16 protein-coding genes and 1 riboswitch are annotated in these 13,247 nt (G+C 65.2%); of the genes, 5 read left to right on the top strand and 11 right to left on the bottom strand.

Going from position 1 to position 13,247, the window contains the following annotated elements; genetic code table 11:
* Positions 1-55: 55 nt before the first annotated feature.
* From IE101_RS02405 to IE101_RS02440, 8 genes are all read right to left on the bottom strand, one after another.
* Positions 56-754 (bottom strand): MgtC/SapB family protein, encoded by a 699-nt coding sequence (locus IE101_RS02405; RefSeq protein ID WP_189632185.1) that lies wholly within the window; start codon positions 752-754, stop codon positions 56-58.
* Between the two features lie 123 nt (positions 755-877).
* Entirely contained in the window at positions 878-1,549 is a 672-nt protein-coding gene (locus tag IE101_RS02410) for a response regulator transcription factor (protein WP_189632186.1), read from the bottom strand.
* A gap of 166 nt (positions 1,550-1,715) precedes the next feature.
* The gene (locus IE101_RS02415; RefSeq protein ID WP_189632187.1) at positions 1,716-2,561 is read right to left on the bottom strand and encodes an energy-coupling factor ABC transporter ATP-binding protein; all 846 of its coding nucleotides are present in this window, start codon (positions 2,559-2,561) and stop codon (positions 1,716-1,718) included.
* The gene (gene cbiQ, locus IE101_RS02420) at positions 2,558-3,292 is read right to left on the bottom strand and encodes a cobalt ECF transporter T component CbiQ (RefSeq protein ID WP_189632188.1); all 735 of its coding nucleotides are present in this window, start codon (positions 3,290-3,292) and stop codon (positions 2,558-2,560) included. The genes IE101_RS02415 and cbiQ overlap by 4 nt, the downstream gene beginning before the upstream one ends.
* Before the next feature lies 1 nt (position 3,293).
* The gene (locus IE101_RS02425; protein ID WP_189632189.1) at positions 3,294-3,605 is read right to left on the bottom strand and encodes an energy-coupling factor ABC transporter substrate-binding protein; all 312 of its coding nucleotides are present in this window, start codon (positions 3,603-3,605) and stop codon (positions 3,294-3,296) included.
* Positions 3,605-4,273, bottom strand: coding sequence for an energy-coupling factor ABC transporter permease (locus IE101_RS02430; protein WP_189632190.1), 669 nt, complete (start codon positions 4,271-4,273; stop codon positions 3,605-3,607). The genes IE101_RS02425 and IE101_RS02430 overlap by 1 nt, the downstream gene beginning before the upstream one ends.
* A gap of 70 nt (positions 4,274-4,343) precedes the next feature.
* Positions 4,344-4,570, bottom strand: a riboswitch (cobalamin riboswitch).
* 65 nt (positions 4,571-4,635) lie between these two features.
* Positions 4,636-5,202, bottom strand: coding sequence for an HNH endonuclease (locus IE101_RS02435; protein WP_189632191.1), 567 nt, complete (start codon positions 5,200-5,202; stop codon positions 4,636-4,638).
* Positions 5,203-5,580: 378 nt separating this feature from the next.
* Positions 5,581-6,816 carry an MFS transporter gene (locus tag IE101_RS02440; RefSeq protein WP_189632192.1) on the bottom strand — a complete coding sequence of 412 codons (1,236 nt, stop codon included), beginning with the start codon at positions 6,814-6,816 and terminating at the stop codon, positions 5,581-5,583.
* A gap of 85 nt (positions 6,817-6,901) precedes the next feature.
* Here IE101_RS02440 and IE101_RS02445 point away from each other — a divergent pair, with 85 nt between their 5' ends.
* A complete protein-coding gene (locus tag IE101_RS02445; RefSeq protein WP_189632193.1) occupies positions 6,902-7,531 on the top strand; it encodes a DNA-3-methyladenine glycosylase family protein in 630 nt (209 codons plus the stop codon).
* Positions 7,528-8,190, top strand: a complete 663-nt coding sequence (locus IE101_RS02450) for an alpha/beta hydrolase (protein WP_189632194.1) — start codon at positions 7,528-7,530, stop codon at positions 8,188-8,190. The genes IE101_RS02445 and IE101_RS02450 overlap by 4 nt, the downstream gene beginning before the upstream one ends.
* A gap of 20 nt (positions 8,191-8,210) precedes the next feature.
* Here IE101_RS02450 and IE101_RS02455 read toward each other — a convergent pair whose 3' ends face one another.
* From IE101_RS02455 to iscR, 3 genes are read right to left on the bottom strand one after another with little or no spacing between them, the layout of a single operon-like run.
* Positions 8,211-8,957 carry a phytoene/squalene synthase family protein gene (locus tag IE101_RS02455; RefSeq protein ID WP_189632195.1) on the bottom strand — a complete coding sequence of 249 codons (747 nt, stop codon included), beginning with the start codon at positions 8,955-8,957 and terminating at the stop codon, positions 8,211-8,213.
* Positions 8,954-10,579 carry a citramalate synthase gene (gene cimA / locus IE101_RS02460; protein WP_189632196.1) on the bottom strand — a complete coding sequence of 542 codons (1,626 nt, stop codon included), beginning with the start codon at positions 10,577-10,579 and terminating at the stop codon, positions 8,954-8,956. Before cimA ends, IE101_RS02455 begins: the two co-directional genes overlap by 4 nt.
* Positions 10,580-10,599: 20 nt before the next feature.
* Positions 10,600-11,061 carry a Fe-S cluster assembly transcriptional regulator IscR gene (iscR, locus tag IE101_RS02465; RefSeq protein WP_189632197.1) on the bottom strand — a complete coding sequence of 154 codons (462 nt, stop codon included), beginning with the start codon at positions 11,059-11,061 and terminating at the stop codon, positions 10,600-10,602.
* Positions 11,062-11,203: 142 nt separating this feature from the next.
* Between iscR and IE101_RS02470 the strand changes: the two genes are divergently transcribed.
* The 3 genes from IE101_RS02470 to IE101_RS02480 are packed head-to-tail and all read left to right on the top strand — an operon-like array spanning position 11,204 to position 13,245.
* Positions 11,204-11,863: an alpha/beta hydrolase gene (locus tag IE101_RS02470; RefSeq protein WP_189632198.1), complete on the top strand. Its 660-nt coding sequence runs from the start codon at positions 11,204-11,206 to the stop codon at positions 11,861-11,863.
* A gap of 1 nt (position 11,864) precedes the next feature.
* Complete coding sequence (locus IE101_RS02475; RefSeq protein WP_189632199.1) at positions 11,865-12,098, top strand: hypothetical protein; 234 nt, start codon at positions 11,865-11,867, stop codon at positions 12,096-12,098.
* Entirely contained in the window at positions 12,091-13,245 is a 1,155-nt protein-coding gene (locus tag IE101_RS02480) for an HD domain-containing protein (RefSeq protein WP_189632200.1), read from the top strand. The genes IE101_RS02475 and IE101_RS02480 overlap by 8 nt, the downstream gene beginning before the upstream one ends.
* Positions 13,246-13,247: the final 2 nt, after the last annotated feature.

A 13,247-nucleotide genomic window follows, 5' to 3' on the forward strand; every position in this document is an offset into this window, starting at 1 on the left:
TTAGCCGCAGAGTCGGCCAAAGTCTAGCACCGCTTTTGGATGGGGAAAACCGCTGTCAGTTTTCATCCGCCGGATGCCAGGCCACATGACGCAGCCCCGGTTCAGCGGCAATGCGGGCAGCAGCCTGTTCCAGCAGCAGATCCGCCATGCCCTCGGCGCTGACTTGGGCCACAAGGGTGACCGTCTCGCCATTTTCTGCCAGCTTCATTTCGATCTGGGTCACATGCAGACCGCCGATACCCAAGGTGCGCAGGATCAGGGCGCGCAGTTCTCCCTCGGTGCTGGCGGCCCCGGTTACGGTCACGGCATAGTGGCGCAGGATCGGCAGGCCGGCGCGGGTCTTCTTTTTCAGCCATTTCACAAAGGGCCGCAGGCCAAGGTTCACGAAGACCACAAACCCTGTCAGCAACAGCGCATGGGGCCAGAAGCCTGCCCCCGCCATCAGGCCCACCGCCGCCGAACACCACAACGTCGCCGCCGTATTCAGGCCATGCACGTTGAAACCGTCGCGAAAGATGATGCCGGCGCCCAGAAAGCCGATGCCGCTTACGACCTGCGCCGCGACCCGGGTCGGGCTGACCTCGGCCGGAAACAGGGTCGAGAAGATGACAAAGGCGGCAGCCCCCAGCGCCACAAGCGCATTCGTCCGAAGCCCCGCCATGCGCTGTCGTACCTGCCGCTCGGACCCGATCAGGGCGCCGCATCCCAGCGCGACACCAAGGTTGATGGCGGCAACGGTCAGGCTTGGGATCATGGGGCGTCTCCTCTGGTTGGTCTGCCGACCCTACCCTTCGGTGACGCCTTCGTGTAAAAGTTTTACGACAGATTTACGACACAAGCGTCGGGGAAAGGCACTGCGCCACCCCCTGACGCTGCGTCAGATCAGCCCCAGATCCTCGCAGAGCGACACGGCCTGGGTGCGGTTCTTGGCGCCCAGTTTGGCAAAGATCGACCGGATATGCATCTTGACGGTGGTTTCCGGCGCATCGATTTCAGCCGCGATCTCGCGGTTCATCAGCCCCGCGCGGATCAGGTTCAGGATCTTGACCTCATATTGGCCAAGACTTTCGGTTGGCGCCCGCCGCGCCACCGGAGCGGTCCCTGCAGAGGCGAAGATGCGCGGGGGCACAAAGACCTCGCCTGCCGCCATGAACTGCACGGCGCTGACGAAAGACCGCAGCGGCATGGATTTCAGGATGACCCCCATCCCCCCTGCGTCGATCACCGAAAGCATCGCGGCCTTGTCGACCTCATTGGCCAGGATCGCGACCCCGGTCGAGGATGCGAAGATCGGCAAGCGCAACAGCGCCTGAGCGCATTTCGGGGTAAACTTTTCATAACCGATCAGGGCGAGATCCGGCTTCGTCTCGGCGATGACCCGTTCAATTTGCGGCAGACCATCGGGCTGCAACAGGCGGATTTCGCCATGATCGGCGAAATGCAGCATCAACAGATCGACAAGCAGTTGATTTTCCTCGATCAGCAGGATCGAAGTTGCTTTGGGCGACGGATCGCGGGGCGACTGCTTTACGGTCCAGATCGAAGGCATTGTGACGCACGTCCTCTGTATCGAAGGTGCGTGGAGAAATGTTATAGATGTCCTGCGGCCACAAGTTATCCAGATGGTAAATTTTTGGCAGAGGATAGGCCTGCATACCTGCTGTGCGGCAAATATATCCTTTCAGACATATCCAAGGGTTTAGCTTGCCGCAGCGTCAGACACAACGTGACCAGTTTTGCATCAACTGGATCAAACCCTCTGTCGTGTCCGGCAAGGGCGCACCCTGGGGCAGCAGGCCGTGGGCCCGTGCAGCAAGGGCGATCTGCAACAAAAGGGGTTGGCGCAGATGAACCTGCGCCAGAAGCGCGGGATTTGAAAGGATCTCTGTCGCCTCGCCCTGAGCGATGACCGCCCCATCGTGAAAAAGCGCAACGTCATCCGCAAGCCGATGGGCCAGGTCCACATCATGCGTCGAAAAGACCAGCGTCATGCCATCTGCGGACAGACGCTCCAGCAGTGTGATCAGGTCTTCGGTCGCGCGATGGTCAAGCCCCGCGGTCGGTTCATCCAGCAGCAATATCTGCGGCTGCATCGCCACCGCCCCCGCAATCGCCGCGCGCTTCTTTTGCCCACCCGAAAGCATATGCGTGGCCCGGTCACGCAGGTCGGTCAGGTTCAGCGCCTGAAGCGCCGCCTCGACCCGCGCGCGCGCGGCCTCGCGATCCAGCCCGAGGTTCAGCGGCCCGAAGGACACATCCTCAAACACCGTCGCCGCGAAAAGCTGGTCATCGGCATCCTGCAACACCAGCCCCACCACCTTGCGCCAGTCGGCCAGACCCTTGCGGCTATAGCTGCCGGGCTGGCCCTGCACCTCGATCCGCCCGGCCGAGGGGCGCAGCGTGCCGTTCAGATGCAGGAAAAGTGTCGACTTCCCGGCCCCGTTCGGCCCCAGAATCGCGAGCTTGCGTCCCCGCCGGACGGTCAGCGACAGATCACGCAGCGCGGTGATGCCGCCGGGGAAGCTGTAGCACAGGCCCTCGGCCCGCAGGATGGCGGTCACAGCAGCACCCCGGCCGTGGCAATGGCAGCCTCTAGCCCCAGAATGGCCGCCAGAACCGTGGCTGAGGCGCGCGGCATATCACGCAGGACGCGCATCTCACCCTCCCACCCGCGGGCCGCAAGCCCGGCTTCAAGCCGCCGGGCGCGGTCCAGCGCGCGGGGCAGAAGGTTCGCGATCAGCATCCCGAGGCCCCGCAGCCAGCGCCGATAGGACGACCGCCGCTGCCGCGCGATCTGGGCATGGTTCATTGCCATGGCGGCATCTGAAATCAGAAAGGTGAAGCGGTAGGTCAGCAGCGCGATCTCGACAATCTCGCGCGGCAGACCGATCCGGCGCAGGCCGACCAGCAGATCAGACACCGGCGTGGTGAGCGACAGGAGCAGCAGGCAGGACAGCGCCGCCAGCGCCCGCAGCACCAGAAGCCCCGCCTGCGCGGCACCCGTGGCCGAAAAGGCAATCCCGTCCGGCCCAAGCTCCACCAGCAGCGCTGCGGCGCCGGTCAGCAGAAATCCCATCGGCAGCGCCGCCGCCTGCAGCCAGACCCGCAGCGGCACCCGCGCCCAAAGAAAAGTCGCGGGCAACACCACGCCCCCCACCAGCAGCGCCCCCGGCAGCGGTGGCAAAGCCACCGCCAGACCCAGCATTCCAAGGCAGAACAGGCTTTTTTCCGCCAGCGGCCGGTTGCGCCACGGGCTGAGGTGCGCGGCCTGATCAATGAAGGAGCCCGACATCTTATTCCGCCGGACGGGTCCGCGCGTCTTCAGCCAGACGGGCATTGCGCTCTTTCGCCTGACCGTGCAGGCGACCGACGACATAGCCGATCACCAGCGCCCCGAGCGCGGCTTGCAGCGCGAACATCAGGCTTTCGATTTCCTTGCTGGGTGGGGTCCAGATCGGGTCGAACCAAGGCTCGAACCCCGGTGTCGCTTCGATCACCGCAGCGGCATGGCCATCGGCCCCGCCAAACTCTCCCCCGAGGATCAGCGGCACCACGACCAGCGCCACCGCCCCCAACAGCAACCAGACGGAACGATGGATCCGCATCAGCGCACCTCGCCCGCAACAAGACCGCCCTTGCCGGACAGAAGCGACCGGCCCGACAGCGCATCCATGACCACCACGGTCAACAGCCCCTCGGCAATGGCCAGCGGAACCTGCGTCAGCGCGAAAATGCCGCCGAACTTGACCAGCGCCCCGGCAAAGCCGCTGACCGGATCGGGATAGGCCAGCGCAAGCTGCACCGCCGTGCTGACATAGGTCGCAAGATCCCCCATCGCCGCCGCAAGAAACAGCGTCAGCGCAAAGCCAAGACCCAGGTTCCGGCCGAGCTTCCAAAGACCATAGCTGACCCAGGGCCCCACAATTGCCATCGAAAAGGCGTTGGCCCCCAGCGTGGTGATGCCGCCATGCGCCATCAGCAGCGCCTGGAACAGCAGAACGATCACCCCGATCACCGCCATGACGCCGGGGCCGAACAAAACCGCCCCCAGTCCCGTGCCAGTCGGGTGCGAACATGACCCCGTCACACTGGGCAGTTTCAGCGCCGATAGGACAAAGGCAAAAGCGCCCGAAGCGGCCAGCGTCATCCGCGCCTGCGGATTGTCCTGCAGCGTCTTTCTCAGTTTGATGACGCCCGCGACCACGAAGGGGGTCGAGGCGGCATACCAGGCGATGCAGTGGGATGCGGGCAGATAGCCCTCCATGATATGCATCTGGAAATTCCTTCCACTTGAACCGTGGCGCGATACGGCACACCGGGAACACCCCGCCCCGGGTAAGCTCACGCACACTAGGCAGATGGCAGGTCTCCTGACTCGCGGGTCGCTGAAAACCGGCTACCTTCCCGATCCGTATCCCCTGGTGGAAGCAGGGGGGATCAGTGGCACTACAGCCGTTTCCTAACCGCTCACAGTTGCGGGGGCAGCCACGGATTCGGCCCCTGATGGGTAATCCTCACCGTGTTCCCTATTAATCCCATTCCTTCGGGAACCATCGGGGGCCAGTATTGTCCTCTGGCGCCTCAGGTCAAGGGCCGAGACGGAATTTCCCTGGAATGCGCGAAATTTTCCCGCGGTCAGGTCTCCAGCTCGCTGCCCCAGTACAGGAAGTCCATCCAGGTCTGGTGCAGCTCGGTCTTCATCCGCGGCAGGCGGCGGGCGGCGGCATCCAGCTCATAGGGGGTGGGAATGAAAGGTTGCCGCAACAGCCGCATCCCCGCCTGTTGCGGCGTCAGGTTGCCCTTCCGCAGATTGTCCGCCCCGCAGCAGGCGACGATATTGGTCCAGCTCGACACCCCGCCACGGCTGCGCGGCACGACATGGTCGAAGGTCAGCTCCTTCGCCGGGAACCGCTGGCCGCAATACTGGCAGGTGAATTCATCGCGCAGAAAGACGTGATAGCGCGTGAAGGCTGCCGATTTCCGCTTGCGATAGCGCTTGAGCGCGATCACCGCCGGCACCTCGAAAGACTGGCTGGCGGAATAGACCTTCACATCCTCATAGGTTTTCACCTGGATCACACGCTGCTGCATCACCGCAACAAAGGCGTCCTGCCAGCTCCAGACCGAAAGCGGCGCCCAGCTGAGCGGCTGCATATCGGCATTGAGCACAAGCGTCCTGAGATCACCGATGGGCGCGTTCATGGCTGCCCCCCGTGGTCTGGACATGAAAAAAGCGCGTGGAACCCACGCGCTGCCCGGAAATCTTCAAATATCCGAGGAAACCGGCCGGACTGTCCGGCAGAAGCGGCCCCTGACCGCCCGCACCGACCCTGCGGCCCGGCATAGCCCTGCCGCCCCCGGTCGGCCCTTGCGGCCGCCTGACCCTGCCTTGAACCCAGCCTTTTCCGAAATCGCCCTGCATCCGCGCAAGCCCCGTTTTCTTCGTCAGCCGTATCCACCGCACCAAGGGGCCGGATGCCCCCCGGTCATTTAAACTATATATCGCGTCGGACGACTGGCAAGCCTCATGTTCTCGCGACGGCTTGTCGCAGAGCTGCATGACGGGGGTGTGACAACCGGTCAGCGCGTTTCGCGCGGGCGCAGCGCGAACCAGATCAGCGCGCCCCCTGCCAGCACGAGGAAGGGCAGCATCGCCATATTCACCGCCGACCACCCCGCCTGCACCGATCCGCCGGCGCAGTTCATGAGCCCGCCCGAGGCGAAAGAGGCCATCGAAACGCCCGCGAAGACGACGAAATCGTTCAGGCCCTGCATCCGGCCACGCTCTTCGGGGCGGTAATGCGCGGCCAGCATGGTGGTGGCGCCGATGAAGCCGAAGTTCCAGCCAAGGCCCAACAGGACAAGCGCGATGTAGAAATTCTCAAGCTCCACGCCCGACATGGCGACGGCGCCTGCCGCTGCAAGGATCGTCAGGCCAAGCGCGATGACCTTTTCCACCCCGATCCGGGCGATGACATGGCCGGTGAAAAAGCTTGGCGCATACATGGCCAGCACATGGGCCGTGACGATATTGGCCGCATCCGCCGTTTCAAACCCGCAGCCCACCACCGCCAGCGGCGATGAGGTCATCACAAGGTTCATCAGCGCATAGCTGACCGTGGCGCAGATCACCGCGACGGCGATGGCCGGGGTCCGCAGCAGCTCCATCCGGCTGCGGCCCTGCGGCGCGCCCGCCGCCCGCACCATCGGACGCGGCGCATGCAGGGCGGCAAACAGGAACATGCCCAGCAGATTCAGCGCGATCACCGTCAGATAGCTGCCCAGAAACGGGATCACGAAGGCCTGCGCGGTGTATTTCACCAGCTGCGGGCCAAAAACGGCAGAGGCCAGCCCCCCGGCCATGACCCCGGAAATCACCTTGGGGCGGTAAGCCTCGGACGCCATATCCGCCGCGGCAAAGCGATAGAACCCCTGCGCCGACATATAGCCCCCGGTGAAGAGCCCGCTGATCGCAAAGAGCGGGAAAGACCCGATCTGCAAACCCCAGGCCGCCAGCACCGCCCCCAAGGCCCCCGACAGCGCGCCGGTGACAAACCCGGCCCGCCGCCCCCAGCGCTGCATGATCGCCGACAAGGGCTGCGCCCAGAGCATGGAGCCGATCACCGCCAGCGAAATCGGCAGCGTCGCCCAGCAGGGGTTCGAGGCCAGCGAACTGCCCGCCAGCCCCGCGATGGTAAAGATCACCGGCATCTGCGCGCCCAGAATGGCCTGTGCGGCAATCAGCACCCACATGTTGCGGCGGGCGATGCGGTCATCGAACTGGGGTTCGGCGGGGGGAAATGCGGCGTCGGTCATGGCGCGAGGTAAGCCTGCCGGGCGGCCTTGTGCAAGGGCTTTGCCCGCGGCTAGCCTGCGACAGATCGGAATTCGGGGCAGCGGCATGGTCGGACGCATCATCGAGACGGAGGCGGACATCGCCGAAGGCATGGCCTGGCTTGCCGCCCGCGACCCCCGCTTTGGCGTGGCGCATGACCTGACCGGCCCGCTGCCGCTGCGCCGCAAGCCCGAAGGTTTTGCCGAACTGCTGGGGGCGATTGTCAGTCAGCAGGTTTCCGTCGCCTCGGCGCGGGCGATCTGGGGCCGGGTGGAAAGTGCTGGGCTGATCACCCCCACCGCCATTCGCGCCGCCAGCGATGACGACCTGCGCGCCTGTGGCCTGTCGCGCCCGAAGCTGCGCTATGCCCGTGCCTTGGCCGAAGCCGGTATCGACTTTGACGCCCTCCGCCACCTGCCCGATGCCGAGGTCATCACCCGCCTGACCGCCGTGCCGGGCATTGGCGCCTGGACGGCTGAAATCTATGCGATGTTCAGCCTTGGCCGGGCGGATGTCTTTGCCCATGCCGATCTCGCGCTGCAGGAAGGCGCGCGGGCGCTGCTGGGGTTGGAGAGCCGCCCCAATGAACGGGCGATGCGGGTGCTTGCCGCGGAATGGACCCCCTGGCGGGCGGTTGCGGCGCGGCTCCTCTGGGCCTACTACCGGGTGGCAAAGCAACGCGAGGGGATCAGATGACGCGCGCATTGGAATCGCAACGCAAGGGGCCGCAATCGGGCAAGGCGCGCTCGATGGTGATCTTCGTGCATGGCTATGGGGCCGACGGGGCCGATCTGCTGGGTCTGGCCGATCCGCTGGCACCGCATCTGCCCGATACGGTGTTCTACAGCCCGAATGCGCCGGAACGCTGCATCAACAACCCCTTCGGCTATCAGTGGTTTCCGATCCCCTGGCTGGACGGCTCCACGCAAGAGGCGGCCGAAGCGGGCGCCCGCGCCGCGATGGCCGATCTCAATGCCTTCATCGACCAATGCCTGACGGACGAGGGGCTGGAACCCGAGGCGCTGGCCCTTGTGGGATTTTCGCAAGGCTCGATGATGAGCATGGCCGTCGCCCCCCGGCGTGACCGGGCCATTGCGGGGGTCGTGGCTTTTTCGGGCCGGCTTTTGCAGCCCGAACTTCTGGCCGATGAGGCCCGGGTGAAACCGCCGGTCTTGCTGATCCACGGCGATGCCGATGAGGTCGTGCCCTTTGCCGACATGGGCCAGGCCGGCAATGCGCTGGCAGGGGCCGGGTTTGAGGTCTACGGCCATGTCATGAAAGGCACCGGCCACGGCATCGCACCCGACGGCCTGCAGGTGGCGCTGTCCTTCCTGCATGACAAGCTGCCGAAATAAGCCGACGGCACGCTGGCCGGTCAGAGACGCCCGGTCAGCGCCTGCCACAGCAGGCGGCGGCGGCGGGTGAATTCCGGCACCTGCAGGGCGCCCGCGGCCACCCGGCCCGGATCTGCCACCACCATCTCCAGCACGGGCCGCGCAAGCCAGGCGGCCAGCGCCGCCCCCTTGGGCACCCCGCGCCCGGCGCGCAGACGTTGCAGCCCTTGGCGCGCCAGATCGGCCACCGCCGCGGGCCGCCCGTCCACCAAGGGGATGCGGCCCAGATCTTCCAGCTGCGGCACGGCGCGCAAGTAATTGGCTAGCGCCAGCGCTGCCCCCAGATCCCGCGCGGCCCGGTCATCCTGCCCGCCAAGCGCGCAGGAAGCGGCCACCATCAGCCCCCCGCCCGTGTCCTCAAGGTAGGACCACAGTGCCGCCGCATCTTCATGCGGGTCGCGGTAGATATCCCAGCGGCGGGCCGCGATCATGGCATCCAGCACGTCAAGCGGCAAAGCGCGGGTGCGGATCAGCACGCCCAACGGGCTTGCCACCTCATGCGGGGCCATCGGCGCCTGCGCCTCGGCCTCGACCACATCGCGCCACCATTGCAGGCGCATCTCGGCGATCATCGGTTCCTTGCTGGCCCAAGGCGCGCGCGCAACCTCAAGGTTGAAGGCATAAAGCACCGCCAGCACGGGTCGATCTGCCGCAGGGGCAGCCATCAGGGCCGCGAACCGGTCGGGATCGGCGCGTTGCACCAGGGCTGCACAGGCCTCGGCCGTCATTCGGCGGGCACCACATGGTCGCGGATCAACTTCCACTGGATCGCATCCAGCAGCGCCTCAAAGCTCGCGTCCACGATATTGGGGCTGACGCCGACGGTGGACCAGCGGCGGCCCTGCCCGTCTTCGCTGTCGATGATGACGCGGGTTACGGCCTCGGTCCCGCCCTGGGTAATGCGGACCTTGAAATCCACCAGTTTCATATCGTCGATGCAGGCTTGATAGGGCCCGAGATCCTTGGCCAGCGCCTTGGCCAGCGCATTGACCGGGCCACGGTCGGACCCGCCCTCATCCATGCTGTCGGACACCGACATCACCTTTTCGCCGCCGATCTTCACCACGACGACGGCCTCGGACAGGGTAACCATCTCATTGTGCTTGTTCTTGCGGCGCTCCACGGTCACGCGGTAGCGCTTGACCTCGAAGAATTCGGGGCACTGGTCCAGCGCGCGGCGGGCGAGCAGCTCAAAGCTCGCCTGTGCGCCATCATAGGCATAGCCCTCATCCTCGCGCTGCTTGATCTGGTCAAGGATCTGCGCCAGCCGCGGATCGGCAGATGCAACCTCGATCCCGGCCGAGGACAGCCGCGCCCGCAGGTTCGATTGCCCGGCCTGATTGCTCATGGGGATCAGACGTTCATTACCCACCACGGCCGGGTCGATATGTTCGTAGGTCGTGGGGTCCTTGAGGATCGCGCTCGCATGCAGCCCCGCCTTATGGGCAAAGGCCGAAGCGCCGACATAGGGCGCGCTGCGCAGCGGCACGCGGTTCAGGATGTCATCGAGCATGCGCGAGGTCTTGAGCAACCCTGCCAGTGCCTGCGGGGTGATCCCGGTTTCAAAGCGGCTTGCGAAAGGTTCTTTCAACAGCAGCGTCGGGATGATCGTGGTCAGGTTCGCATTGCCGCAGCGTTCGCCAAGGCCGTTCAGCGTGCCTTGCACCTGCCGCGCGCCCGCCAGCACCGCCGCCAGCGAATTCGCCACGGCATTGCCGGTGTCATCATGGCAATGGATGCCCAGCCGGTCGCCGGGAATGCCCGCGGCGATCACCTCGGCGGTGATGCCGCCCACCTCTTCGGGCAGAGTTCCGCCGTTGGTGTCACACAGTACGATCCACCGCGCCCCGGCCCCCAGCGCCGCCTTCAGACAGTCCAGCGCATAAGACGGGTTGGCCTTGAACCCGTCGAAGAAATGTTCGGCATCCAGCATCGCCTCGCGCCCGCGGGCCACGACATGGGCGATCGAGGCGCGGATATTGTCCACATTCTCGGGCAGGCTGATGCCAAGGGCGGTGGTGACGTGGAAATCGTGGCTTTTGCCCACAAGGCAGACCGCAGGCGTCCCTGCGTTCAGCACACCGGCCAGCACATCATCATTTTCCGCGCTGCGGCCAGCGCGTTTCGTCATACCGAAGGCGGTGAAGGTCGCACGGGTCTGCGGGCGGGCCGCGAAGAAATCACTGTCGGTCGGGTTTGCACCCGGCCAGCCGCCCTCGATGTAATCCACCCCCAGCGCATCCAGCGCATGGGCGATCTGCTGCTTGTCCGACAGCGAGAATTGCACCCCCTGCGTCTGCTGGCCATCGCGCAGGGTGGTGTCGAAAAGGTAAAGGCGCTCGCGCATCATGCTGGCTTTCGGCAAATCGGTCAGTCTTCGTCCACGACGCGGAACAGCGCGGGCACGGCAGGGCAAGGACGCATTTCGTTGCGGATCACGTCCGACAGGCGGGTCTGGTGCAGGAAAACATAGACATGGGCCGAGAGCCCCTCCCACAGCCGGTTGGTGAGCGATTGCGCCCGGCTGCCCGACACCCCGCCCGAGGCACCTGCCCCGGTATGCATGGCATTCACGGTTTCCTCAACCGCTTCCATCACTTCCGAGACGCGGATTTCAGCCGGGGGCTTGGCCAAACGGTAGCCGCCGCCGGGGCCACGCACGGCCTCGACCAGGCCCGCACGGCGCAGCTTGACGAAAAGCTGCTCCAGATAGGGCAGCGAAATATCCTGACGTTTCGAGATCTCGGCCAGCGACACCAGCTCATCCGCGCGCGCCAGCGCGAGATCGGCCAGCGCCACCATCGCATAGCGCCCCTTTGTCGAGAGTTTCATCGCCTGCCCCCCAATACCATTGACGCGGGCCTGTGGGGCGCTTAACTCAGCTTCCACCCCGATGGCTCGGTCCGATGGGACTTAATTCAACCGCCCAGATTACGCAATCACCGTGGGCGGTGCGAACAGTAAAGGCGACGAAATGCCCGAAGTGATCTTTGCCGGCCCCGAAGGCCGTCTGGAAGGCCGTTATCATCCGCAAAAAGACCGGGACGCGCCCATCGCCATCGTGCTGCACCCCCATCCGCAATTCGGCGGGACGATGAACAACAAGGTGGTGTATAACCTGCACTATGCCTTCTACAATCTGGGCTTCACCGTGCTGCGGTTCAACTTCCGCGGCGTGGGGCGCAGCCAGGGCGAATATGACCAGGGCATCGGCGAGCTTTCGGATGCCGCATCCGCGCTCGATTACCTGCAGTCGATGAACCAGAACAGCAAGCATTGCTGGGTCGCGGGCTTCAGCTTTGGCGCCTGGATCGGCATGCAGCTTCTGATGCGCCGCCCCGAAATCACCGGGTTCGTCTCGGTCGCCCCCGATGCGTCGCGCTATGATTTCAGCTTCCTTGCGCCCTGCCCGTCCTCGGGTCTGATCATCAATGGCACGTCGGACCGGATCGCGCCGCCGAAAGATACCCTGAACCTCGTGAACAAGCTGCACGAACAGAAGGGCATCACCATCACCCATGAACAGGTGGAAGGCGCCGATCACTTCTTCACCAATGACGACGACCACATGAAGCCGATGATCGGCACCGTGTCGAACTACGTCAAACGCCGCCTGTCGGAAGGGACGCGCTGACATGGGCGTGACCGAGGATCTGGCAGATGCGCTGGCCCGCGACGTGCTGGCCGCGCAGGATGAGATGGGGCAGGAACGCTTCTACCTCGAAGTTGCCAAGATGCTCGCGACTGTCTCGCCGTCAATGGAGGAAGGCTTCATGACGGCGGTGCGCGTGCGTCTTGCGGAACGCCGGGCGCGCGAATTCCTCGATCGCAAGATGGCCGCCCATCGCAAGGGGACGGCCGGTGTCTGACCGGCTGACCCGCCAGTTCGCCTTTCTGAATGAGGCCGACCGGCTGAAATCCGTCCTGCGCGCCAATGTGCTGATGGATGGCAGCCGCGATGAGAACGTGGCCGAGCACAGCTGGCATCTGGCGCTTTGGGCGCTGGTCATGGGCGATCTTGCACCGGGCATCGATCTGGGCCGGGTGCTGACCATGCTTCTGCTGCATGACCTGCCTGAAATCGACTGCGGCGACCATCCCATCCATCTGGACCATGACCTGCCCGCCGTCGCGGCAGCCGAGCTTGCGGCGGCAGAGCGCCTCTTTGGCCTGCTGCCCGCCGATCTGGCGCCCCGTTTCCTGCAGATATGGCAAGAGTTCGAAGCCGCCGAAAGCGACGAGGCCCGCTTTGCCAAGCGGCTCGACCACAGCCAGCCGATCTTTCAGGTCTTGATGGCCGAAACCCCGCGCCCTGATCATCTGGACGTGGTGCGCGACAATCTGGCCACGGGCCGCGCCGCGCGGTTCCGCGGTGAATGGCCCGAACTGCATGCCTTTGCGACCGACCGGCTTGACGGCCGCCCCGGCACAGCACCCGCCGACCTGCGCGCGCGGCTGGCCTTTCTGGCCGAGGCCGACCGCCTGAAGGGCGTCTTGCGCGCCACCACGCTGGTCGATGGGTCGCGCCGCGAAAACTCGGCCGAGCACAGCTGGCATCTGGCGCTTTATGCGCTGGTTCTGGCCGATCAGGCCGCGCCCGAGGTTAACCCGATCCGCGTGGTGCAGATGCTGATCCTGCACGATCTGGTCGAGATTGACGTGGGCGATGTGCCGATCCATTCGGCCAATGGCACGGCCCATGGCTCGACCGCCGTGCAGGCCGCCGAGGCGCAGGCCGCCGACCGGCTTTTCGGCATGCTGCCCAAGGACTTGGGCGCCAGACTTCGTGCGCTTTGGGAAGAATTCGAGGCCGCGGAAAGCCCCGATGCCGTCTTTGCCAAAAGCCTGGATCGCGTGCAGCCGGTGATGGCCAACCTGATGTCGGGCGGTGGCACCTGGATCACCTACAACGTCACCGCAGAGCAGCTGGAATCCCGCGTGGGGCAAAAGGTGGCGCGGGGCGCGCCGAACCTCTGGCCCTGGGTGCGCGAACAGACCCGCGCTTTCTTCGCCTGATC

It is taken from the genome of Gemmobacter lanyuensis, from assembly GCF_014652355.1.
Taxonomy (GTDB): Bacteria; Pseudomonadota; Alphaproteobacteria; order Rhodobacterales; family Rhodobacteraceae; genus Gemmobacter; species Gemmobacter lanyuensis.